This is a genomic window from Nocardiopsis sp. FIRDI 009, from assembly GCF_003386285.1.
In the GTDB taxonomy this organism is placed as follows: domain Bacteria; phylum Actinomycetota; class Actinomycetes; order Streptosporangiales; family Streptosporangiaceae; genus Nocardiopsis.
The window spans coordinates 78,601-101,166 of sequence record NZ_QPNC01000001.1; the positions used below are offsets into that span (position 1 = coordinate 78,601).

The window sequence follows — 22,566 nt, forward strand, 5'->3', positions numbered from 1 at the left end:
GGGGTGGACGCGTCATCGGTGTGGGCGCCAACGCGGGAGCGGGCCGCGTTCGTCGTGGAATGTCTGCCGCGGGTCGATACTAGCGACCGGCTCCGCCTCTTCCAACCCACTCCGCCGATTTTGTCCGTGAATCGGACATGGACAAAAATCGTCGAACCGTGTCCCGATCACGACGCCAGCGGGGTGGGAACACGCACGCGTGCGTGCCGGTTCAGCTCCGGCGCTGGCGGCCCAGAACGAGGATGATCAGGCCGGAGACGACCAGCGCACCGGCGATGATCAGCAGTCCCGACACCCAGGTCCCCGTCCCCGCGAGGTCGTCGTCCGCGCTTCGCCCCTCCGGCTCGGCGGAGGCCGGGCCGGAGGGTGTGGCGTTGGGCACCCCGGCCGCGGAGTCGCCCGTCCCGGCGGCGGACTCGGGCTCGGGGGCCGAGGGCACGGGGGTTGGGGGTTCGGGGCTCGCGATCTCCTCCGGTTCCTCGGAGTGCCAGGTGAGGGTGGCCGTCACCGTACGCGTCGCGGTTCCGGGCTCCGCGGTGATCAGCGGTTGCGTGCGCACCCCGTCCCGACCGGTGAACAGACGGCCCTCGGGCAGCGGCACGTCGTCTCCGCGTGCGTGCAGGGTCACCACCCCGGCCGGGACCGACGGGTCCACGTCGAGGTAGACCGACTCCCCGTCACGCACCCGGCGCACCTGTTCGCCGTCCGCGTCGACCAGCCAGGACGCCGGGGCGCCCCGCACCGAGACCCGGACCGGGTCGGTGCCGGAGCTGGTCACGGTCAGCGGACCGAGGGGCTCCTCGGGCGCCACGGTCTCCAACTGGGTCGGGCTGATCCGCATGGACGGCGCGCCGGAGTCGTCGGGCGCCTCCTCGCTGCCCGCGACGAGGTACTCGTACAGCGCGGTCACGGCGGCGTCGTTGGCGTCGGGATCGAGTTCCACCCCGTCCAGGACGTGCCACAGGGCGGCCTGGGTGCCCGCGATCGCCTGGCGTTCGTCGAGGAAGACCGTCCCCGAGGCCAGCGCTAGATCCGTGAGTGTCACCTGGGGGTAGGAGTTGGCGACCACCCAGGTCGCCCGGTCCACGGGGTCCGTCACCGCCTCGATTTCGGTCCACTGCGGATCGTCGTTCCACGCTGACTCGACGTAGGCGGCGCGCGGGCGCACCTCGCCCTCCGCCTCGGCCGTGTAGGCGCTCACGGAGGCGCTGTCGGCCACACGGAGACTGAACAGGGCGGTGGGGACCTCGGTCCCGTCAGCGAGGACGATCTCGTTGCCCTGGAGCGGATCGCGGTCCACTCGGGAGAAGTCCTCGGCGAGAGCCGCGGGGGCGCCGCTCAGGCCGCCGATGAGAGCCGCCGACGTCAGTACGGCGGCGCACCGACGCAGAATGCTCCACACGCTCACATGCTCCCCGGAAAAGGACGGCGGACCCGGAGCCCAGCCGACGAAACCACGATCTTGGACCACCCAGACTAACGGCCCGGCACCCTGCGTGACGGGGTGAGGGTCGGACAGCGGCGCAATCGTGTGCTGGCCGTGACATCCGCGCCACGCGGGAGGGGCGTCGGGGCGGAGGCACCGGTCGCGGGTGGTGGAAGAAGACGGAGTGGGGATGCCGCGCCGACGTGGGGACACCGCACCGGAGGAGACCCCGCGGCTGATGGAGGGCGACGGGAGGGACGGTCACCCCCGTACTCTCGGTAGGCTGACCTGGAAGGTATGTCCTCTACGGAAACGGGTTTGCGGCGATGGCCCACGCGGTAACTCCCAGCACTGCCCCGAACAGCGGCCCCACCCCGGTGGCCTACGAGCAGGCGCTGGCCAAGTACGAGCCCGTACTCGGCTTGGAGACCCACATCGAGCTGGGTACCGCCTCCAAGATGTTCTGCTCCTGCCCCACCGCGTTCGGAGCGGAGCCCAACACCCAGGTGTGCCCGGTCTGCCTCGCGCTCCCCGGTTCGCTTCCGGTCGTCAACAGGAAGGCCGTCGAGGGCGCGATCCGGCTGGGTCTGGCGCTCAACTGCTCCATCGCACCCTGGGGCCGGTTCGCCCGGAAGAACTACTTCTATCCGGACATGCCGAAGAACTACCAGATCTCCCAGTACGACGAGCCGATCTGCGTCGACGGCCACCTCGACGTGACCGTCGACACCCCCGAGGGGCCCCGCGTCTTCCGCGTGGACATCGAGCGCGTCCACATGGAGGAGGACACCGGCAAGACCTCCCACGTGGGCGGCGCCACCGGTCGGATCCACGGCGCCGACTACTCGATCGTCGACTACAACCGCGCGGGCATCCCGCTGCTGGAGATCGTCACCAAGCCCATCACCGGCACCGGCGAACTCGCCCCGCTGGTCGCCCGTGCCTACGCCGCCGAGCTGCGCGACCTGGTCCGCTCCCTGGGCATCTCCGACGTGCGCATGGAGGAGGGTTCCATGCGCTGCGACGTGAACGTGTCCATCAACGAGCGCGGCGCCGACGAGTGGGGCACCCGCAGCGAGACCAAGAACGTCAACTCCCTGCGTTCCGTCGAGCGTGCCGTCCGCTCCGAGATCGAGCGCCAGGCCGGTGTGCTGGAGGACGGCCAGAAGGTCGTCCAGGAGACGCGGCACTTCCAGGAGAACACCGGCCGCAGCATCTCCGGCCGCTCCAAGGAGGAGGCCCAGGACTACCGGTACTTCCCGGACCCCGACCTGGTCCCCGTCGCCCCCTCCGAGGAGTGGATCGAGGAGCTGCGGGCCACCCTGCCCGAGCTGCCCGCCGCCAAGCGGGCCCGGGTCCGGGCCGAGTGGAACCTCACCGACACCGAACTGCGCGACCTGGTCAACGCCGACGCCATCGACCTGGTCGAGGCGACCGTCGCGGCCGGGGCGCCGTCGGCCGAGGCCCGTAAACTGTGGCTGAACGAGCTGTCCCGCCGCGCCACGGAGCAGGAGGTCGAGCTGGCCTCCCTGCCGATCACACCCGGTCAGGTGGCCCGGATCATCGCGCTCGTCGCCGAGGGCACGCTCACCAACAAGCTGGCCCGCCAGGTCGTCGAGGGCGTCCTGGCCGGTGAGGGTGAGCCCGACGCGGTCGTGGAGGCCCGGGGCCTGAAGGTGGTCAGCGACGACGGCGCGCTCGGCGCCGCCGTCGACGAGGCGATCACCGCCAACCCCGACGTCGCGGAGAAGGTGCGCGGCGGCAAGGTCGCCGCGGCCGGCGCCCTCGTCGGCGCCGTCATGAAGGCGACCCGGGGCCAGGCCGACGCCGGCCGGGCACGTGAGCTCATCCTGGAGAGGCTCGGCGCGAAGTGAGCCGGACCGGGCGTGCGTCCGAGTCTCCGGCGCACGCCCGATCGTTACTGAGTGTCACGACTCCGACGTCAACTCTCTGTCGGTCCTCAATCGCTGTGTGACCTTGGTTGCGTAGGGTGGCCGGACACGGGGGTGTGCGCGCTCTCCCGGGCCGTCGGGCACCGGTTCGCCGCGCTCCCACGAGGCGCGGACGGCGGACCGAGGTTCGGGCGCCGTGCCGTTCCCGGAGTCGATCGACGCGAGGTTGGTGTCCCATGTCCGAGGAGAGAGCGCGACGGCGGCCGGACGCCGCGTACCCCGCGCCCCGCACACCGGGAGGCCGGTGATGGGCGGTAGGGCGGCCCAGCCGTGGTTGGTGGGTGTGGGGGCGCTGTTCCTGCTCCATGCCGCACTGACGCTCGTGCCCACACCGGACGGGACACTGGCCGCGGACCTGGGGGAGTGGCCGACGACGCTCGCGGCGGGCGCGGCCGGCGTGTCCCTGCTGTCCGCCTCACACCGCTGGGCGACCAACGGCGCGGACCGGGGCGCGCAGGCGGACGGGGCCGACGGCGTTGCCGCACTCCGCAACCTGGCCTTCGCCGCGTTCGCCTGGTGCCTGGGCGGTCTCACCCACGGAATCACGGGTCTGCTCAGCTCGGGATCGGTGTTCTCGCTCACGTTGGGTGATCTCTTCGCTCTCACCGCCCTGCCACTCTTCGTAGTCGGATTCACCCGGTTCGCGCCGTGGCCGGGCGGATTCCGGACCGCTCTGCGGCACATCACCGACAGCTACGTGTGCGCCGCAGCCGTGTTCTCCGTCGTGTGGGTGCTGATCTTCGCCCCGCTCTACCAGGAGCTGGGGGAGGGCTCCGGGTTCCTCGGCTTCGCCCTGGTCTATCCGGTCGCCGACATCGTCGTCCTGTGCCTGCTGGTGCCCCTGGTGTTCATGTCGCCGCACAGCACCCGGCGCGCGGTCCTGTGGGCGATCGGCTCGCTGGTCCTCATCGCCGGGGCGGACCTGATCGGCGCGATCACCCGGCTGACCGGGCCGCCCGTGGCCGGGGGGATCGAGTACCCGGTCAAACTCCTCGGTTTCGCCGTCCTGGGCGCGCTGCCGTGGCTGGTCGAGCACCGCCAGGCCGCGACCCCGCGCCGCATCACCGGCCGGGGCCTGTACCGGTTCGCCCCCGAGCTCGCCGCCATCGGCGCCCTGTTCGTGGCCACCGTCGTCCTGACCGTGGCCGCGCTCGGGCTGCCCGGGGTCGCCGCCGTCCTGCCGCTGGCCGCCGGAACCGCGGTGGTCGTGCTGCTCGTCCGCGTCGTCGGCATGCTGGAGGAGAACTCCACGCTCACGCGCATGGTGCGCAACCGCGAGGGGCACTTCCACGAGCTGGCGCGCAACAGCGGCGACGTCATCCTCATCGTGGACCGCGACGGCGCCGTCCACCACGCCAGCCCGGGCACGGCGGAGGCGTTCGGCTACCGGCTGGAGGACATGCTCGCCGCCCCGGTCACCGCGCTCATCCACCCCGAGGACCTGTCGCGCACCCAGGCGGTCACCGACCTGTTCACCGGTCGCGGGGGCCAGGGCGTCCACCTGCGGCTGCGCGTGCGCGCCGCGGACGGGACGTGGCGGCACACCGAGTCGACGGTCTCGCTGTACGAGCAGCCGGGCGAGCCCGCGCGGCTCCTGGTGACCACCCGCGACATCAGCGCGCAGGTGGCGCTCCAGGACGAGGTGGAGCACCTGACCTTCCACGACGGCGTCACCGGGCTGCCCAACCGCGCCTACCTGGAGGAGCGGGCCAGCGACGTGCTGGCACACCGGGCGATCAGTGAGGAACCCGCCGAGGACGTCGCGGTGATCTTCCTGGACCTGGACGGCTTCACGGCCGTCAACGACTCCGCCGGGCACGTGCGCGGCGACCACCTGCTGGGGCAGGCGGCCCGCAGGCTCCGCGGCGAACTGGAGTCCTCCGCGACGCTCGCGCGCTGGGGCGGGGACGAGTTCGCGGTCCTGGTCGAGGGGATGCCGCGCGCCCAACAGGTGGTGGACCTGGCCGAGCGCCTGGGCAGGGCGATCGCCTCCGAACCGTTCCAGGTCGCCGACCGGGACATCGTCCTGACGGCGAGCATCGGCGTCGCCTTCGCCGAGCCCACGATCGACAGCGGGGAACTGCTGCGCAACGCCGACGTGGCGATGACGCGCGCCAAGGAGAGCGGCAGCGGCCACGTGGAGGTGTACGCGGCGCACATGCACGACACGGTCGTCTCCCGCCTGGAGCTTCAGATCCGGCTGCGCGAGGCGCTCGCGGGTGGCGAGTTCTTCCTGGAGTACCAGCCGATCGTGGACCTGGGCTCCTCCCAGGTGACGGCGGTGGAGGCGCTCGTGCGCTGGGACCGCGACGGTGAGGTGGTCGGCCCGGACGCCTTCCTCGGGGCGGCCGAGGAGTCGGGGATGATCGTCCCCCTGGGGGAGTGGATCCTGCGGGAGGCCTGCGCGAAGGTCGCCGTGTGGCGGGTGTCGGACTGGGAGATCGGGCTGTCGGTGAACCTGTCCGCCAAGCAGGTGCTGTCACCGCGCTTCGTGCGGACGGTCGAGGAGATCCTCGCCGAGACGGGCCTGCCCGCCGAGGTGCTCACCCTCGAGGTGGACGAGGACGTCCTGCTGGGCGACAGCGCCGAAGCCGTCGAGCGCCTCGGTGAGCTGCGCGCGCTGGGCGTCCGGCTCGCCATCGACGACTACGGCATGGGGTACGCGTCGTTGGCACACCTGCGCGAGCTGAGCGTGGACGCGATCAAGATCGACCCGTCGTTCATCGCCGACCTGGGCCGCGACGACACGGTCACGCTGCTCACCCACACGATCATCCAGCTCGGGCGCGACCTGGGCGTGCAGGTCGTGGCCGAGGGCATCGAGCGCGCCGAGCAGCTCGAACAGCTGCGCGGGATGGGCTGCGACCACGGGCAGGGCTTCCTGGTGGCCCGGCCGATGCCCGCCAGCGGGGTCGAGGCGCTCGTCGGCGGCGAGGCGGGCGCCAACCTCTAGGCACGTGTCCGGAACCGGTCACGCCGTGTTCCTCCTCGCCCCGCACCGTCGCTGACCTCGTGCGGGATGAGCGGTACACCCTCTCCCAGCCCCCGCGCGGGCTCTGTCGCGGGCGGCGGACGTTCCTGAAACCTGACAAAATCGGGGCATCCCCTACGTATCGGCCCCATAGCGACACGAGATGCCGCCGTGTGGCGGGGAGCGCCCGGACCCACCCGAAGGGAGCACGGACACCCCGACCACCGGCCAGGTGAAGGAGGAGCGCACGTGTCAGGTTGGAACATCTCCCCCCAGGAGGTCGGATCCGTCCTGTCCGCGACCGCCGCCCACCTCGGTCAGGAGGGCGGCTCCGACGGTCTGCTCGGCGAGATGGACCGGCTGGAGACCGACATCACCCAGGCCAGCGCCCACATCAACAGCTCCCCCATCTCCCTCGCCCTCGGTGAGTTCGCCGAGCACTACTTCGGCCTCATGGGCGACATGCTCAGCCTGACCGCCAGCGCCCTGGAGGCCACCAGCGAGGCCACCACCGCCTACGTCGAGGGCAACACCGAGATGGCGCTGGAGGCCCAGCGCAACGCCGGAGAGGTCCCCGAGCCGGAACCGCCCACCCCGCCGGCGGACAACATGCGACTGGTCTGACACCCGGACTCCCCCATCCCTCCCCGAAGGACCCCTCAGTGCCCCCTGCCGACAGTCCCGCCGCCGGTGCTCCGCTGACCATCGAGGAGCAGACCGGCATGCTCACCGACGCCGACGGCAAGATCAGCCCCTACAGCTTCCCCGTCCCCACCCCCTCGCCCGACCACATCGAGACCCTCGCCTCCCGGCTGCGCACCCGTGGTGGAGCCATCAGTGACACCGGCCACGACATCAATACCTCGTGGGGCGACCTGACCGGTTGCTACCACGCACCCGAAGCCGAGGAGCTCTACTCCGTCCTGCGCCCGGTCGCCACCGACGGCGACACCGTCTCAGACGGCCTGGACACAGCCGCCAGCGCCCTGGAGGACTTCGCCGAGGAACTGCGCGAGATCAAGTCGGACTGGGCGGCGCTGCGCGCCGAGGCCGTCGCGTTCCGGGATCGGATCGACGCCAAGGGCGACGAGTGGCGCGAGGCCGAGGGGATCAAGGGGTTCTTCGGTATCGGCCAGAGCCCCGACGTCGAGGAGAACCAGGGCTACGTCGACCGCGGTACCGCGCTGATCGAGAGGTACGCCGAGGCCGAGCGCGACTGCGCCAACCGGATCAACGCCGACGTTCCCGGCCGCACCAGGTTCGCCGCCGTGCCCGAGAACGGCGAGCTCGGCTCCGACGTGTTCTACCACGGCTACGAGCAGGACCTGTCGGAGCTGGCCACCGAGTGGGGGATGGGCGGGGCCACCACCGACGAGCACTGGTGGGTGGACGTGGGCGCCGCGGTGGGCGACTACGTCGTCGGCGCGGTCGAGGACCTGGGAGCGATGGTCGGCGCGCACAGTTCCGAGGGTTGGTTCGCCATGTCCTGGGACGACGCGATGGTCGAACAGTGGGAGAGCAGCGCCCAGTCGGTGGCCTCGCTGGTGGGGATGTACGACGCCGAGTCCGACGACTGGGGCTGGGCCGGGTGGGGCACCGTGGGGTCGGCCTGGAAGGACGCGGCGCACGCGGTGGTGCCCTGGACCGAGTGGGACGAGCGGCCCGGTTACGTGATCGGCACGGCGGTGCTCAACATCGGTGTGACGGCGGTGGGCGCGGTGCTGTCGGCCACGGGTGTGGGCGCGGCGGTGGGTGTGCCGCTGATGGCCTGGCGTGGCGCGTCCATCGTCAGCAACATGGGCGGCGGTCGGATACCGGACGTGGACGTGCCCGACGTGGAGGCTCCCGGGATCGGCGTCAACGTGAACCTGCCCCGGTTCGCCGGGGGGTCGCGGGAGCTGCTGCGGATCGACCTGTCCGGTCTCGACCTGGGTGGGGTGAGCCCGCAACGCCTGGCGGATGTCAAGGGCGCGGTGGAACGGCTGGTGGCCCGGTTCGGCGGCGGTGGGGACGGGACCGGGGGCACGGAGGCCCCCGGTGGTTCACCGTCGACCCCGCGGAACGTGGCGGATGACGGCGCGGAGACGACCAGTGCCCGCGACAGTCGTCGCAGTGCTGCGGACGAGGACCCCACCGCGCAGGATCTGTGGGACGCGAGCACGGTCGAGACCCTGCACGAGATGTTTCCCGAGGCCAGGGGTATCGGGGAGCGGTACGAACCCCACTTCGGACTGCGCGAGACCGATTCCCCGGGTGGTTGGGAGGTCTCACACACCGGTCACGGTGACGGGCCCGAGCCCGACAACGCCAAGGTCCTGACGAGGACGGGCGCGGAAGGCGGCGACACTCTGGACGCGGCCAGGGGCACCCCCGGCCGGACACCGGACCGCCTGAACGTCACCGGCATCGGCGACCGCGGGCATGACGGCGACCACACGCCCGACAGGGATGGGGACGTGCGCGACAGCCGCAGCGCCAACCTGCGCGACCGCACCCCGGACGTCGCCAACAGCGTGGACAACGACGCCCCGACCAAGGGGGACTCGCCCAACGACACACGCGTCAACGAGGCGAGCGACACCCCGACGAACGCAGCCCCGGCTGGTGGAAGCGGTTCGAGGAGCATCGGCGGCAGCCTTTCCCCTGGCGGCGGCGGTGGAGGCGACGGCACGGGGACGCCCCTCACGCATCGTCCCATCGACCTCGGCGACTCCGAGAACCGGGAATTCATCCCGGGTAGGGGACAGAGGTTCGGGGATGGCCTCGATCTCGCCCCGAACAGTCGCTACGAGGTCATCGAGGCCGACGGTGTCCGGCGCACCGAGTACATCACCGATGGTGACGGGAAGATCCGGGAGATCCGAGCCAACTCCGATGGTTGGAACGCCAACCACCCCGAGTTCAAGAGCCCCCGCCCGGACATGACGTACGTGGTCGATGACCGCTACACGTATCGCACCGACTCCCTCGGCAGGACCGAATCAGTCGAAGGTACGCTCGTCAAGGGGCACAATGTCCGGAACGGGGAAGAGCAGGGCGTGGTCAACGCCCAGGGAAGGACATACTTCCAACAGCTGAACGAACAGCTCCGGAAGGAGTTCGAGGAGACTGAGCAGCGTCCGCCCGAGCCCGGAGAGGTTCCGGAGTACCAGGACATACAGTGGAACGGCGGCCATCTGATCGGGTACGCCGAATTCTTCGGCATCGGTGAGCGCCTGAACCAGGTTCCCATGCGGTTCGACGTCAACCAGAACCGCACCGACACCGCACTCTCCGACATCCCCGAGGAGGCCCGTGGCGGCATCGACGGAAGCTATCGGAATGTCGAACGGTCCTGGCGTGGAATCATGCGGGACAAGGGGGAGTGGCATGGCTTCGAAAATTCCAAGTTCAATGACGGGACATGGGAAGACGCCCTGGCGCGCAATCCTGAAAACCCGCGAATTGATGTAAAGATCACCAACAGCTACGATCCCAACCTGAAGCCGGTTGTAGCTCCGGCTGATTATGACCTCAAGGCTCCGCACTTCGTGGATGAGGATGGTAGGATCATGATCCCTGCGCCGCCGAGCAAGGTCGAAGTTGAATGGTGGCTCAATGGAGTGCGCATGAGAGTTCAGGAATACAGTAACCTGCCTCCTCTTGTGTGATCTGTGAAAGAGGGAAGAAAATGACGACTCATTATTTCAAGCGGGGTCATCTCGACTCGGTGCAGCAGCAGGAGATCCTCACCCAATTCGGGGTTAAGGTTCTGGATCGCGTACCGGATGGATGGAGCCGTATCACCTACTTCCGAGAGTCGGTTATCGAGCATTCCACCGCTCTCCTGGAGGTGGAGTACGAAGACGGTTCAACCTCCAGGGAGTCCCCGGTGGGACTCGGCCTCATGCTCGACGACCTTCGGGCGGGGATGTATCAGGAGGGCAAGGGCACGTGGTTCTCCATGAAGTACGTGATCACTCCGCCCGGAAAGTTCAACGTCGACTTCAACTACGACGAGGACCCCGGGCTCACCTTCCCCACCCCTATGGGGTACACCGTTGACCTGAAGTACTTCCCGCGGGACGAGGAGCACATCCCCGACTGGCTCCGCGAAAAGCTTCAGGAGGAGGCCGATGGGCGGGGCGCCGAGTGAGTTGAGTGGTGCTCACCGGGGTCCGGTCCGCTGTCCCCCGACCCCCGGGAACCCCACAGGTTCGACCGGATCGGGTGTGTCGGAGAAGGGGAGTCCCCCGGATCTCGGTGTCCCAGGCGTTCGTCCTCCGCCTGGTCGGGCGTGATGTGCGCCTGATCGTGCTTATTCCTGCCAGCGGGGTGGGGGTGTCGGTCCGTGTCCGCGTGTCCGTGAGCCAGTGACATGGCCGGACGTTACGGCGTTCGCCCGCGCGGATGCCGACGTGCTGACCACGCTGCCGACACGCCCTCATTCCGACGCGGGTCCCCTCGATCTGTTGCGGAACGACTCGGGCTTCGCGGTGAAGCTGCTCCGGGAGGCCGCCGTCCGGGCACGCGCGGACGCGCGCTGCGACGCGACCGAAGCGCCGATCCCGGCGTTCCCCCATTCGACGACTCGGACGACGTCGTGGTGGGTGAGCGTCCCCCTGCCTCCTGCCTCCAACCCGCGTCCGCCGACCGCGACGGGGCTCCGTCCACGGGTCGGACGGGCCCTGCCCGGCCGGGCACGCCTCCGGCGTGTTCTGCGTTACATCCGCGTGGGCGCTTGGTCGGGTTTGCCCTGTTCAACGCCGCAGCGTGTCACGCCGCATGGTCGGATGCTGACATAGGTGTCTCGCATAGTGAGACAATACGTCGATCTTGTTGACGCGCGGCCATTCCTTCGGCCACTGTTGTGACCGTGCAGAGCAACTCCCTGATTCTCGTACTTGGTCGGCGCGCCGCAGCCAGCTGACCTGGTTCTGCTGCGCGCCACCCCTCAACCGCACCGCGGTGGGGGTTTTTTTATTGCCTGACCAGGCCTTGAGTCAGACCCACCAAGCCAGAGCCGCTGTACCGCTCTGGACCCTCGCTGAAGGATCTTGAGATGACCGAGCAGATGACCGGCGCCCAATCGCTGATCAGGTCGCTGGAGCACGCCGGCGTTGACACTGTCTTCGGGATTCCCGGTGGCGCCATCCTCCCCGCCTACGACCCCCTCTACGACTCGGCCAAGGTGCGCCACATCCTGATGCGCCACGAGCAGGGAGCGGGCCACGCGGCTGAGGGATACGCCTACGCCACGGGCCGACCCGGGGTGTGCATGGCGACCAGCGGCCCCGGAGCCACCAACCTGGTGACCCCCCTCGCCGACGCGCACATGGACTCGGTTCCCCTGGTCGCGATCACCGGCCAGGTGGCCTCCCCGATGATCGGCACCGACGCCTTCCAGGAAGCCGACATCTGTGGCATCACGATGCCCATCACCAAGCACAACTTCCTGGTCAACGACGTCCGCGACATCCCGCGCACGGTCGCGGAGGCCTTCCACATCGCCTCGACCGGCCGACCCGGCCCGGTTCTGGTCGACATCGCCAAGGACGCCCTGCAGGCGTCGACGGACTTCGCCTGGCCCGAACGCCTCGACCTGCCCGGCTACCGTCCGGTCACCAAGCCGCACGGCAAGCAGGTCCGTGAGGCCGCCCGGATGATCAGCGAGGCCAGGCGCCCCGTCCTGTACGTGGGCGGCGGAGTCCTGCGGGCCGGGGCCTCGGCCGAGCTGCGGATCCTGGCCGAGCTCACCGGCGTTCCCGTCGTGACCACCCTGATGGCCCGGGGCGTCTTCCCCGACAGCCACCCCCTGTTCGTGGGCATGCCCGGCATGCACGGCGACGTCGCCGCGGTCGGCGCCCTCCAGAAGGCCGACCTCATCGTCGCCCTGGGCGCACGCTTCGACGACCGCGTCACCGGCCGTCTGGACAGCTTCGCCCCGGACGCCAAGATCGTCCACGCCGACATCGACCCCGCGGAGATCTCCAAGAACCGCCACGCGGACGTGCCCATCGTCGGCGACTGCCGCGAGGTGCTCGCCGATCTGGTGGTCGCGGTCCGCGCCGACCAGGAGAAGGGCCGGGAGGGCGACTACGCCGCCTGGTGGAACCAGCTCAACCGGCTGCGCACCACGTACCCGAAGGGGTTCGAGGAGGCCACCGACGGCAGCCTGTCCCCGCAGGCCGTCATCCAGCGCCTGGGCAAGATCGCCGGTCCGGAGGCCACCTACGTCGCCGGTGTCGGCCAGCACCAGATGTGGGCCGCCCAGTTCATCGACTACGAGCGCCCCGGCGCCTTCGTCAACTCCGGCGGGCTCGGCACCATGGGCTTCTCCGTTCCGGCCGCGCTCGGCGCCAAGGTCGGCGACCCGGACCGCGTGGTGTGGTCGGTCGACGGGGACGGCTGCTTCCAGATGACCAACCAGGAGCTGGCGACCTGCGCGGTCGAGGGTATCCCGATCAAGGTCGCCGTCGTCAACAACGGCAACCTGGGCATGGTCCGCCAGTGGCAGACCCTGTTCTACGAGGGGCGCTACTCCAACACCAACCTCCAGACCGCCCCCAAGGACGAGAAGGTGCGGATCCCCGACTTCGTCCGCCTGGCGGAGGCGTACGGTTGTGTCGGCCTGCGTTGCGAGCGCCCCGAGGACATCGACGCCACCATCGAGAAGGCCATGTCGATCGACGACGCCCCGGTCGTCGTGGACTTCACGGTCAACCACGACGCCATGGTCTGGCCGATGGTCGGCCCCGGTGTCAGCAACGACAACATCCAGTACGCGCGCGACATGGCGCCGAACTGGGAACACGAGGACTAGGAGAGGCCCGAACCACCATGAGCAGTCACACGCTTTCCGTTCTGGTGGAGGACACCCCGGGTATCCTCGCACGTGCCTCCTCTCTCTTCTCCCGCCGCGGGTTCAACATCGACTCGCTCAGTGTCAGCACCACCGAGTACGCGGGCCTGTCCCGGATGACGATCGTGGTCAACTGCGACCTCCACCCCTTGGAGCAGGTGACCAAACAGCTCAACAAGCTGGTGAACGTCGTCAAGATCGTGGAGATGGACACCACCGCGTCGGTCCAGCGCGAGCTCCTGCTCGTCAAGGTCAAGGCCGACGCGTCCAGCCGCACCCATGTGCTTCAGACGGCCGAGCTGTTCCGCGCGCACGTCGTGGACGTCAGCCCGGACGTCGTCGTCATCGAGGCCACCGGTGATCCCGAGAAGCTCGATGCCCTGGTCAAGAACCTGGAGCCGTTCGGTATCAGGGAGCTCGTCAAGTCCGGCCTGGTCGCCTTGGGCCGTGGGCCCCGGTCGATCACCGATCGCTCCCTGCGCGCGGTCGACCGCAGCGCCTGAGAGTCCGCGCGGGCATCCGGACGCTCGTGCCGAGCCCGAGACACGAACGTTAAGAATCAAGGAGAAACCCCAAGTGGCAGCACAGATGTACTACGACGACGCCGCGGACCTGGCGCTCATCCAGAGCAAGAAGGTCGCCGTGATCGGCTACGGCAGCCAGGGGCACGCGCACGCGCTGTCGCTGCGGGACTCGGGCGTCGACGTGCGGATCGGTCTGGCCGAGGGCTCCAAGAGCCGCGCCAAGGCCGAGGAGGAGGGCCTGCGCGTCCTCACCCCCGCCGAGGCCGCCCGTGAGGCCGACGTCATCATGATCCTGGTCCCCGACCACATCCACCGGGACCTGTACGCCAAGGAGATCGCGCCCAACCTGGAGGCGGGCAACGCGCTCTTCTTCGGCCACGGCTTCAGCATCCGCTACGGCCTCATCACCCCGCCCGAGGGCGTCGACGTGGCCATGGTCGCCCCCAAGGGCCCGGGCCACCTGGTCCGCCGCCAGTACGAGGCCGGGCGCGGCGTGCCCTGCCTGGTCGCGGTCGAGAAGGACGCCAGCGGGCAGGCATGGGACCTGGCGCTGTCCTGGGCCAAGGGCATCGGCGGCACCAAGGCGGGCGTCATCAAGACGACGTTCACCGAGGAGACCGAGACCGACCTGTTCGGTGAGCAGGCCGTGCTGTGCGGCGGCACCGAGGAGCTGGTCAAGGCCGGTTTCGCCACCCTGGTCGAGGCGGGCTACCAGCCGGAGATCGCCTACTTCGAGTGCCTGCACGAGCTCAAGCTGATCGTCGACCTCATGTACGAGGGCGGCATCTCCAAGATGAACTGGTCGGTGTCGGACAACGCCGAGTACGGCGGCTACACCCGCGGCCCGCGCGTCATCACCGAGCAGACCCGCGAGGAGATGCGCAAGATCCTGCGCGAGATCCAGGACGGCAGCTACGCCAAGGAGCTCATGGACGAGTTCGACGCGGGCCAGCCGACCTTCACCAAGCGCCGGGAGGCCGAGCAGAACGAGCCGATCGAGAAGGTGGGCGCCCAGCTGCGCCCGCTCATGAGCTGGCTCAAGGCCTGACCGGTCCGACGTCTCCGGGGCGGGTGCGCACACCCGCCCCGGAGACGTACGCGAGGGTGGGGACGCCCGGTCGGTGAGCGGACGCGCCCCGTGGTCCCGACCGGCCAGCGGGCTTCCCTACCTCGGCAGTAGACTTTGGACCGGCCGTCACACCCGATGCGGGCTGCTCCCTCCACCCGTTCGGTAGCACCACCCGAAAAGGAATCGCTGTGCCCAAACCCGCCGTACTCGTCGCGGAAAAACTCTCGCCCGCCGGAATCGCGCTGCTCGAAGAGGACTTCGAGGTGCGCCACGTCGACGGGGCCGACCGCTCCCAGCTGCTCCCCGCCCTCGCGGACGTGGACGCCGTCATCGTGCGCAGCGCGACGCAGATCGACGCCGAGGCCCTGGCCGCGGCCTCCCGCCTCCAGGTGGTGGCCCGAGCCGGTGTCGGTCTGGACAACGTGGACGTGGACGCCGCCACCAAGGCGGGCGTCCTGGTGGTCAACGCCCCGACCTCCAACATCATCAGCGCGGCCGAGCAGGCGATCAACCTGCTCCTGGCCAGCGCGCGCAACACCGCTCCGGCGCACAACGCGCTCGTCAACGGGGAGTGGAAGCGCTCGAAGTACACCGGTGTGGAGCTGTACGAGAAGGTCGTCGGCGTGGTCGGCCTGGGCCGGATCGGCGCCCTGGTCGCGCAGCGGCTGTCGGCCTTCGGCACCAAGGTCATCGCCTACGACCCGTTCGTGCAGCCCGCGCGGGCGGCGCAGATCGGTGTGGAGATGACCACGCTGGACGACCTGCTCCAGCGCAGCGACTTCATCACCATCCACCTGCCCAAGAACAAGGACACGCTGGGGCTGATCGGTGACGAGGCGCTGAGCAAGGTCAAGCCGAACGTGCGGATCATCAACGCCGCGCGCGGCGGGATCCTGGACGAGGACGCGCTGTACCGCGCGCTCAAGGACGGCCGGGTGGCCGGTGCCGGGATCGACGTGTTCGCCAAGGAGCCGTGCACCGACAGCCCGCTGTTCGAGTTCGAGAACGTCGTCGTGGCGCCGCACCTGGGCGCCAGCACCACCGAGGCCCAGGAGAAGGCGGGCACGCAGGTCGCCCGTTCGGTCAAGCTCGCCCTGTCCGGCGAGTTCGTGCCGGACGCGGTGAACGTGCAGGGCACCGGGGTGGCCGAGGAGATCAAGCCGGGGCTGCCGCTCACGGAGAAGCTGGGCCGGGTGTTCACCTCCCTGGCGGGCACGATCGCCAGCCGGATCGACGTCGAGGTGCGCGGGGAGATCGCCGCCCACGACGTGAAGGTGCTGGAGCTCGCCGCGCTCAAGGGTGTGTTCGCCGACGTGGTCGAGGACACGGTGACCTTCGTCAACGCCCCGCTGCTGGCCAAGGAGCGCGGTGTCGAGGTCAACCTCGTGACCAGCGACGACCACAGCGACTGGCGCAACCTCATCTCCGTGCGCGGTGTGCTGGCCGACGGTCAGCGGGTGTCGGTCTCGGGCACCCTGACCGGTCCCCGCCAGGTCGAGAAGCTGGTGGAGATCAACAACTACGGCATGGAGATCAGCCTCAGCGACCACATGGTGTTCCTCTCCTACGAGGACCGCCCGGGCATCGTGGGCAAGGTCGGCGCGCTGCTGGGCGACGCCCAGGTCAACATCGCGGGCATGCAGGTCATCCGGGACCAGGAGGGCGGCAAGGCGCTCATCGCCCTGACCGTGGACTCCGCGGTGCCGGACGAGGTCCTGGCCTCGATCTCCTCGGAGATCGAGGCGGACATCACCCGCCAGATCGACCTGGAGGACTGAGGACCCCTCCGGGCCGGGGCGTCCACAGGTGTGATCCTCCCCGGGCCCGGGGTTTGCCGGAGGGGAAGGTCGGGAGTGGGCTGTGTGCCCGACCTTCCGGCCCGCGCGGGGCCGTGCCATGACCGTGGCACGGCCCCGCGCCGTGTTGAGGTCAGAGTGCGACCCCTCTGACCAGCGTCGACACGCGATCGTCTCGTATGTTGAGACGTCCTGGTCAAATACTTGGACATCCGATATTCTGTCGTCCTAGGAGTCAGTGGTCCGGGCCCGACCGCCCGGCGCCGCCGCCCATCGCCCCGCCCGCCCGAACCGGGCCCGCGGCGGCGACATCCGGCAGTCGATCCCGCCGGGGCGATCCGCTCCTTCTTCCGTGGCCATCGCCGCCCACGTCCGAGGCGCTCCGCGCCCGGAACTCCTGGCCGCCGCGCCCCGTTCCGCGTGGCCCCAGCGCACGCATCCGCAGCCGACGCCGCCTTTCCGGCGGGCGTCACGCGTCGCATTCGGAGGATCACATGTACGACATGGTCGAGTACCCGTCCACGCCCGACTCCGAGGACGAGGTCCGCCGCGCGCTCCAGGGCGCCCTGGAGCGCAGGGACGGCGGGAGCCCGCTGGACATGCCCTAGTCTTGTCTCATCCACTGTTCATTCTGATCTCGCCATGTGAGACACGCGTGGTTGGGTCGCGTTCGAGTTAGAGGCAGTCCGTATGGCAGCGCGCACGGTGAAACTGGCCGTCATCCCGGGTGACGGGATCGGGCCCGAGGTGGTCGGTGAGGGGCTCAAGGTCCTGGAGGCCGTCGCCCCCCGGCACGACCTCGCCATCGAGACCACCGAGTACGAGCTGGGCGCCAAGCTCTGGCACCGGACCGGCGAGACCCTGCCCGACTCCGTCGAGGCCGAACTCCGCGAGCACGAGGCGATCCTCCTGGGCGCCGTCGGCGATCCGAGCGTTCCCAGCGGCGTCCTGGAGCGCGGCCTGCTGCTGCGCCTGCGCTTCGACTTCGACCACTACGTCAACCTGCGTCCCGTGCGCCTCTTCCCCGGCGTCGACAGCCCCCTGGCGGGCGTGTCCCCCGAGGACATCGACATGCTGGTCGTGCGCGAGGGCACCGAGGGCCCCTACGCGGGCGCCGGGGGCGTGCTGCGCAAGGGCACCCCGCACGAGATCGCCACCCAGGACAGCGTCAACACCCGCTTCGGAGTCGAGCGCGTCGTCCGCTACGCCTTCGCCAAGGCCGCCGCCCGGCCGCGCAGGAAGCTCACCCTGGTCCACAAGGACAACGTCCTGACCTTCGCGGGCGATCTCTGGCAGCGGGTCGTGCGCGAGGTCGGCGCCGAGTACCCCCAGGTCACCGTCGACTACTGCCACGTCGACGCGGCCGCCATGTTCTTCGTCAACCAGCCCGCCCGCTTCGACGTGGTGGTCACCGACAACCTGTTCGGCGACATCATCACCGACATCGGCGCCGCCGTCACCGGTGGCATCGGACTGGCCGCCAGCGGCAACGTCAACCCGGACAACACCTTCCCCAGCATGTTCGAGCCGGTGCACGGCTCCGCCCCCGACATCGCGGGCCAGGGCAAGGCCGACCCCACCGCCACGGTGCTGTCGGTCGCCACCATGCTGGACCACCTCGGCGTGCCCGAGGCCGCCCGCGGGATCGAGGACGCGGTCGCCGCGGACCTGAAGACCCGTGCCCAGGGCGGCGCGGTGCGCTCCACCTCCCAGATCGGTGACGACCTCGCCGCGCGAGTAGGCGAGCAGGGCTGACGTCACGCCGTCGGCCCTGCCCCTCCCTCGGGCGCGGCCGACGGCCACACCACAGACACACGCCGACGGGCGCGCCCGGTACCACCGAGCGCGCCCGTCGCACGCCCGCCTGCGGTCTGGCACCGGGTGCGCTCTTCCGACAGACTAGATCCCAGGTCGGCGGTGCTGCCGACCTGTTGCACCCGAGAGGACCATCGACGACATGAACAACGACACCACCACAAGCGGGTTGACGTTCGACATCCAGCTCTCCGACCAGCGGAAGACCCCGCGGGAACGAGAGGAACTGCTGGAGAATCCCGGGTTCGGCCAGGTGTTCACCGACCACATGGTGACCATTCGCTACACCGAGGGCAAGGGCTGGCACGACGCCAGGCTCGAGCCGTACGGTCCGCTGAGCCTGGACCCGGCCACGGCCGCCCTGCACTACGCGCAGGAGATCTTCGAGGGCCTCAAGGCCTACCGCCACCCGGACGGTTCCCTCGCCTCCTTCCGTCCGGAGGCCAACGCGGCGCGGTTCAACAGGAGCGCCGCCCGCATGGCGATGCCGGAGCTCCCCGAGGACCTCTTCCTCCGGTCGATCCAGCTCCTCCTCGAACACGACGGTGACTGGGTCCCGAGCAAGCCCGACTTCAGCCTGTACCTGCGACCCTTCATGATCGCCACGGACGTCGGCCTGGGGGTGAACAACCCCTCCCGCAGCTACGTCTACCTCCTCATCGCGTCGCCGGTCGGCTCCTACTTCTCCGGCGGCGTCAAGCCGGTGACCGTCTGGCTGTCCAAGGACTACACGCGGGCCGCCCCGGGCGGGACCGGCGCCGCCAAGTTCGCGGGCAACTACGCGGCCAGCTTCCTCGCCCAGGCGCAGGCGGTCGAGAAGGGCTGTGACCAGGTGGTCTGGCTCGACGCCCGGGAGCACCGGTGGGTCGAGGAGATGGGCGGCATGAACCTGTGGTTCGTGTTCGGCACCGGCGAGAACGCGCGCCTGCGCACGCCGCCGCTCACCGGCACCCTCCTGCCGGGCATCACCCGCGAGTCCCTGCTGCGGATGGCGCCCGACCTCGGCTACGAGGCCGAGGAGAAGCCGCTGTCCGTCGAGGAGTGGCGCGAGGCCGCCGAGTCCGGTGAGATCTCCGAGGTCTTCGCCTGCGGTACGGCCGCCGTGATCACCCCCGTCGGTTTCGTCAGGAGCGACGACGGCGGGTTCCGGATCGGTGACGGGACCCCGGGCCCCGTCACGATGCGCCTGCGCGAGGAGCTCGTGGGCCTCCAGACCGGGCAGCGCGCCGACAAGTACGGGTGGATCACCCGCTTCTAGGGTCTTTCTCTCCGGGTTCCGTCCGTGCAACGGTCACCCGAGGGGCGCCGTTACGGGGCGTCCGAACACGGACCGAAGCCGAGCGGAGGTCCACAGCGAACACGGCGGGCCGTCCGGGATCTCCGGGCGGCCCTCCGCCGTGCCGGTCCGACGTGCGCGTACCCGGGGCGAGAAGTCCGAAAAGAGAAATCAACGTCTCGGATAGTGAGACAATCCGCCGGTGAACACCGAAGACTCCGCTCCCGTGTGGCACACTGGCCTCATGCCGTCTCAGGTTCTCATTATCGTGAGGCGCGCTGGCTGACCGACTGCCCATCCACGCCGGGACAGTCCCACGGACCCTGCCAGCGCGCTGACCTCTCGTGTCCACGAGGGGTCTTTTTTGTTGGCCGGGCCGCTGCCCCGGCGTCCACCTTCGGGAGTACCACCCATGAGGGATGACGGTTTCCACGTCTTCGACACCACGCTGCGCGACGGTGCCCAGCGCGAGGGGATCAATCTGCGGGTCTCCGACAAGCTGGCCATCGCGCAGCTGCTCGACGACTTCGGGGTGGCGTTCATCGAGGGAGGGTGGCCGGGGGCCAACCCCAAGGACACCGAGTTCTTCCAGCGGGCTTCACGAGAGCTCACGCTGAAGCACGCGCAACTCACCGCGTTCGGCGCGACCCGCCGGGCCGGGGTGCGGGCCGCCGACGACCCACAGGTGGCCGCTCTGCGCGACAGCGGCGCACCGGTCGTCACCCTTGTCGCCAAGAGTGACGGCCGGCACGTCGAACGGGCACTGCGCACGACCCTGTCCGAGAACCTCGCCATGATCGCCGACACCGTGTCCCACCTGCGTGAACACGGACAGCGGGTGTTCGTGGACTGTGAGCACTTCTTCGACGGCTACCACCACGACCCCACACACGCCCTCGACGTCGTCCGCACCGCGGCCGAGGCCGGGGCGGACGTGGTCGTGCTGTGTGACACCAACGGCGGCATGCTGCCCTCCGACGTGACCCGGGTGGTCGCCGAGGTCCGCGAGGCCACCGGGGTGCGCCTGGGCATCCACGCCCAGGACGACACCGGCTGCGCCGTCGCCAACACCCTCGCCGCCGTCGAGGCCGGGGCCACGCACGTCCAGTGCACGGCCAACGGCTACGGCGAGCGGGTCGGCAACGCCAACCTGTTCTCCGTCGTCGGCGCGCTCGCCCTCAAGCAGGGGCGCGACGTCCTGCCCGAGGGCTGCCTGGCCGAGATGACCCGGGTGGCGACCGCCATCGCGGAGATCGTCAACCTCACCCCGGACACCCACCAGCCCTACGTGGGGGTGTCGGCGTTCGCGCACAAGGCCGGGCTGCACGCCTCCGCGATCAAGGTCGACCCCGACCTGTACCAGCACACCGATCCCGCCCTCGTCGGCAACCGCATGCGGATGCTCGTGTCCGACATGGCCGGTCGGGCGTCGATCGAACTCAAGGCCCGCGAACTGGGCCTGGACCTGGGCGGTGACCGCGAGCTCTCCGGCCGCGTCGTGGACCGGGTCAAGGGCCTGGAACTGTCCGGGTACAGCTTCGAGGCGGCCGACGCGTCCCTGGAGCTGCTCCTGCGCGAGGAGCTCGGCGAACCGGTGCGCTACTTCGACACCGAGTCCTGGCGGGTCATCACCGAGCGGCGTCCCATCAGCGGCGCCAGCCCCCTGGACGACGGGTACGAGAGCCTGACCGAGGCCACGGTGAAGCTCATGGTCAAGGGGGAGCGCGTGATCGCCACGGCCGAGGGCAACGGCCCGGTCAACGCGTTGGACCGCGCGCTGCGCAGCGCGCTGGAGGGCGTGTACACGGCCCTGGCCGGTCTGGAACTGACCGACTACAAGGTCAGGATCCTGGAGGGCACCTCCGGCACCAACGCCATCACGCGGATCCTCATCACCTTCGGCGACGGCGCGGGGGAGTGGACCACGGTCGGCGTGGGCCCGAACGTCATCGACGCGTCGTGGGTGGCGCTCGAGCAGGCCGTCACCTACGGCCTGCTCAGGCAGGGCTATCCGCAGGGTTGAGGGCTCGGGCGGAGGCCCGCAGGCCACGGGCTCACCCGTTGTCCGGGTACACCCACCCGTTGGGCTCGCAGCCCTGGAGGTCCAGGGTCTGCTGCTGCATCACCGGTGCAAGCTCGCCCTCGCCCGGGCAGAACACGTGGCCGTGGCCGAGGGTGTGGCCCACCTCGTGGTTGATCAGGTAGATCCGGTAGGTCTCCAGGTCGCCGTCGAAGTGCTCCACACCCGACACCCACCGGTTCTGGTTGATGATGGCGCGGTTGCCGTTGGCGCACGAGACGAACCCGTTGGTGCGCAGCGGGGCGCACAGCCGGTCGACGCTGTCCGGGGCGGCCAGGATCACCCGGACGTCGGCGTCGTCCCCGTCCACCCGCTGGACCGACCGTTCGCCGTCGTTGCCCCAGCTGCGGGGGTCGCCGAGGATCTTCTCCACGGCGGCGGCGAAGTCCCCCTCGTCGCCGGGCAGACCCTTCTCCACCTCGACGGCGAAGGTCAGCAGCGGGCCCTCGCCCATGACCTCGCTCTCACCCTCCACGGTGCGCATCTCGCCGTCGGCGGTGTCCACCTCCTCCTCCACGGAGCGGAGCAGGACCGGGACCTCCTTCTCGGCCTCCTCCGGCGCGCTCTCCCGTGGACCGGCGTCCTCGGTCGCGGGGAGGGTGGCGGTGGCGTTGACGGACCCCTCGGGCACGGAACCGCGCCCGGCGTCCGCCCCGTTCTCCACCAGGGCGGAGGCCCCGGTCTCCGCGGGGGCGCCGATGCTGGTCCGGGGTTCGGGAACGGCGACCATGAGCACGGCGGAGGCCCCGGAGACCAGGCACAGGCCGAGCGCCAGGCCCATCGGGTACCGGCGGCGGCGACGGTGCCGGGCGCGGG

Annotated in this window: 14 protein-coding genes; 12 read left to right on the forward strand and 2 right to left on the reverse strand. The window is 70.0% G+C overall.

The features are described 5' to 3' along the window. Positions 1–211: 211 nt before the first annotated feature. Positions 212–1,402: a Cys-Gln thioester bond-forming surface protein gene (locus tag DVR05_RS00310; RefSeq protein ID WP_116243751.1), complete on the reverse strand. Its 1,191-nt coding sequence runs from the start codon at positions 1,400–1,402 to the stop codon at positions 212–214. A gap of 401 nt (positions 1,403–1,803) precedes the next feature. Here DVR05_RS00310 and gatB point away from each other — a divergent pair, with 401 nt between their 5' ends. The 12 genes from gatB (at position 1,804) to cimA (ending at position 21,693) form a co-directional block, all read left to right on the forward strand. Beyond that, entirely contained in the window at positions 1,804–3,300 is a 1,497-nt protein-coding gene (gene gatB, locus DVR05_RS00315; protein WP_116243752.1) for an Asp-tRNA(Asn)/Glu-tRNA(Gln) amidotransferase subunit GatB, read from the forward strand. Between the two features lie 325 nt (positions 3,301–3,625). Then, a complete protein-coding gene (locus DVR05_RS00320; RefSeq protein WP_116243753.1) occupies positions 3,626–6,331 on the forward strand; it encodes a bifunctional diguanylate cyclase/phosphodiesterase in 2,706 nt (901 codons plus the stop codon). Between the two features lie 267 nt (positions 6,332–6,598). Continuing rightward, the gene (locus DVR05_RS00325; protein WP_116243754.1) at positions 6,599–6,973 is read left to right on the forward strand and encodes a DUF6507 family protein; all 375 of its coding nucleotides are present in this window, start codon (positions 6,599–6,601) and stop codon (positions 6,971–6,973) included. Positions 6,974–7,011: 38 nt separating this feature from the next. After that, a complete protein-coding gene (locus DVR05_RS00330) occupies positions 7,012–9,999 on the forward strand; it encodes a DNA/RNA non-specific endonuclease (RefSeq protein ID WP_232831898.1) in 2,988 nt (995 codons plus the stop codon). A 59-nt stretch (positions 10,000–10,058) separates the two neighbouring features. Continuing rightward, a complete protein-coding gene (locus DVR05_RS00335; protein WP_232831899.1) occupies positions 10,059–10,484 on the forward strand; it encodes an antitoxin YezG family protein in 426 nt (141 codons plus the stop codon). Between the two features lie 906 nt (positions 10,485–11,390). After that, positions 11,391–13,151, forward strand: a complete 1,761-nt coding sequence (locus DVR05_RS00340) for an acetolactate synthase large subunit (protein WP_116243756.1) — start codon at positions 11,391–11,393, stop codon at positions 13,149–13,151. A 17-nt stretch (positions 13,152–13,168) separates the two neighbouring features. Then, entirely contained in the window at positions 13,169–13,693 is a 525-nt protein-coding gene (ilvN, locus tag DVR05_RS00345) for an acetolactate synthase small subunit (RefSeq protein ID WP_026127525.1), read from the forward strand. Positions 13,694–13,766: 73 nt separating this feature from the next. Continuing rightward, positions 13,767–14,762 (forward strand): ketol-acid reductoisomerase, encoded by a 996-nt coding sequence (ilvC, locus tag DVR05_RS00350; protein ID WP_198658974.1) that lies wholly within the window; start codon positions 13,767–13,769, stop codon positions 14,760–14,762. A 209-nt stretch (positions 14,763–14,971) separates the two neighbouring features. After that, entirely contained in the window at positions 14,972–16,561 is a 1,590-nt protein-coding gene (gene serA / locus DVR05_RS00355) for a phosphoglycerate dehydrogenase (RefSeq protein WP_116243758.1), read from the forward strand. Between the two features lie 708 nt (positions 16,562–17,269). After that, complete coding sequence (locus DVR05_RS00360) at positions 17,270–18,334, forward strand: 3-isopropylmalate dehydrogenase (protein ID WP_116243759.1); 1,065 nt, start codon at positions 17,270–17,272, stop codon at positions 18,332–18,334. A 202-nt stretch (positions 18,335–18,536) separates the two neighbouring features. After that, positions 18,537–19,652, forward strand: coding sequence for a branched-chain amino acid aminotransferase (locus tag DVR05_RS00365; protein WP_116243760.1), 1,116 nt, complete (start codon positions 18,537–18,539; stop codon positions 19,650–19,652). A gap of 430 nt (positions 19,653–20,082) precedes the next feature. Next, the gene (cimA, locus tag DVR05_RS00370; RefSeq protein WP_116243761.1) at positions 20,083–21,693 is read left to right on the forward strand and encodes a citramalate synthase; all 1,611 of its coding nucleotides are present in this window, start codon (positions 20,083–20,085) and stop codon (positions 21,691–21,693) included. 31 nt (positions 21,694–21,724) lie between these two features. On the opposite strand, the gene DVR05_RS00375 is transcribed toward cimA, so the two are convergent. Continuing rightward, entirely contained in the window at positions 21,725–22,531 is an 807-nt protein-coding gene (locus DVR05_RS00375; RefSeq protein WP_116243762.1) for a DUF3152 domain-containing protein, read from the reverse strand. Positions 22,532–22,566 lie beyond the last annotated feature (35 nt).

Excerpts from the sequence above, each read along its gene's own strand:
- cimA (WP_116243761.1), top strand. The coding sequence starts at position 20,083 with ATGAGGGATGACGGTTTCCACGTCTTCGACACCACGCTGCGCGACGGT.
- DVR05_RS00360 (WP_116243759.1), top strand. The coding sequence starts at position 17,270 with ATGGCAGCGCGCACGGTGAAACTGGCCGTCATCCCGGGTGACGGGATC.
- DVR05_RS00320 (WP_116243753.1), top strand. The coding sequence starts at position 3,626 with ATGGGCGGTAGGGCGGCCCAGCCGTGGTTGGTGGGTGTGGGGGCGCTG.
- DVR05_RS00365 (WP_116243760.1), top strand. The coding sequence starts at position 18,537 with ATGAACAACGACACCACCACAAGCGGGTTGACGTTCGACATCCAGCTC.
- DVR05_RS00375 (WP_116243762.1), bottom strand. The coding sequence starts at position 22,531 with ATGGGCCTGGCGCTCGGCCTGTGCCTGGTCTCCGGGGCCTCCGCCGTG.
- ilvN (WP_026127525.1), top strand. The coding sequence starts at position 13,169 with ATGAGCAGTCACACGCTTTCCGTTCTGGTGGAGGACACCCCGGGTATC.
- DVR05_RS00340 (WP_116243756.1), top strand. The coding sequence starts at position 11,391 with ATGACCGAGCAGATGACCGGCGCCCAATCGCTGATCAGGTCGCTGGAG.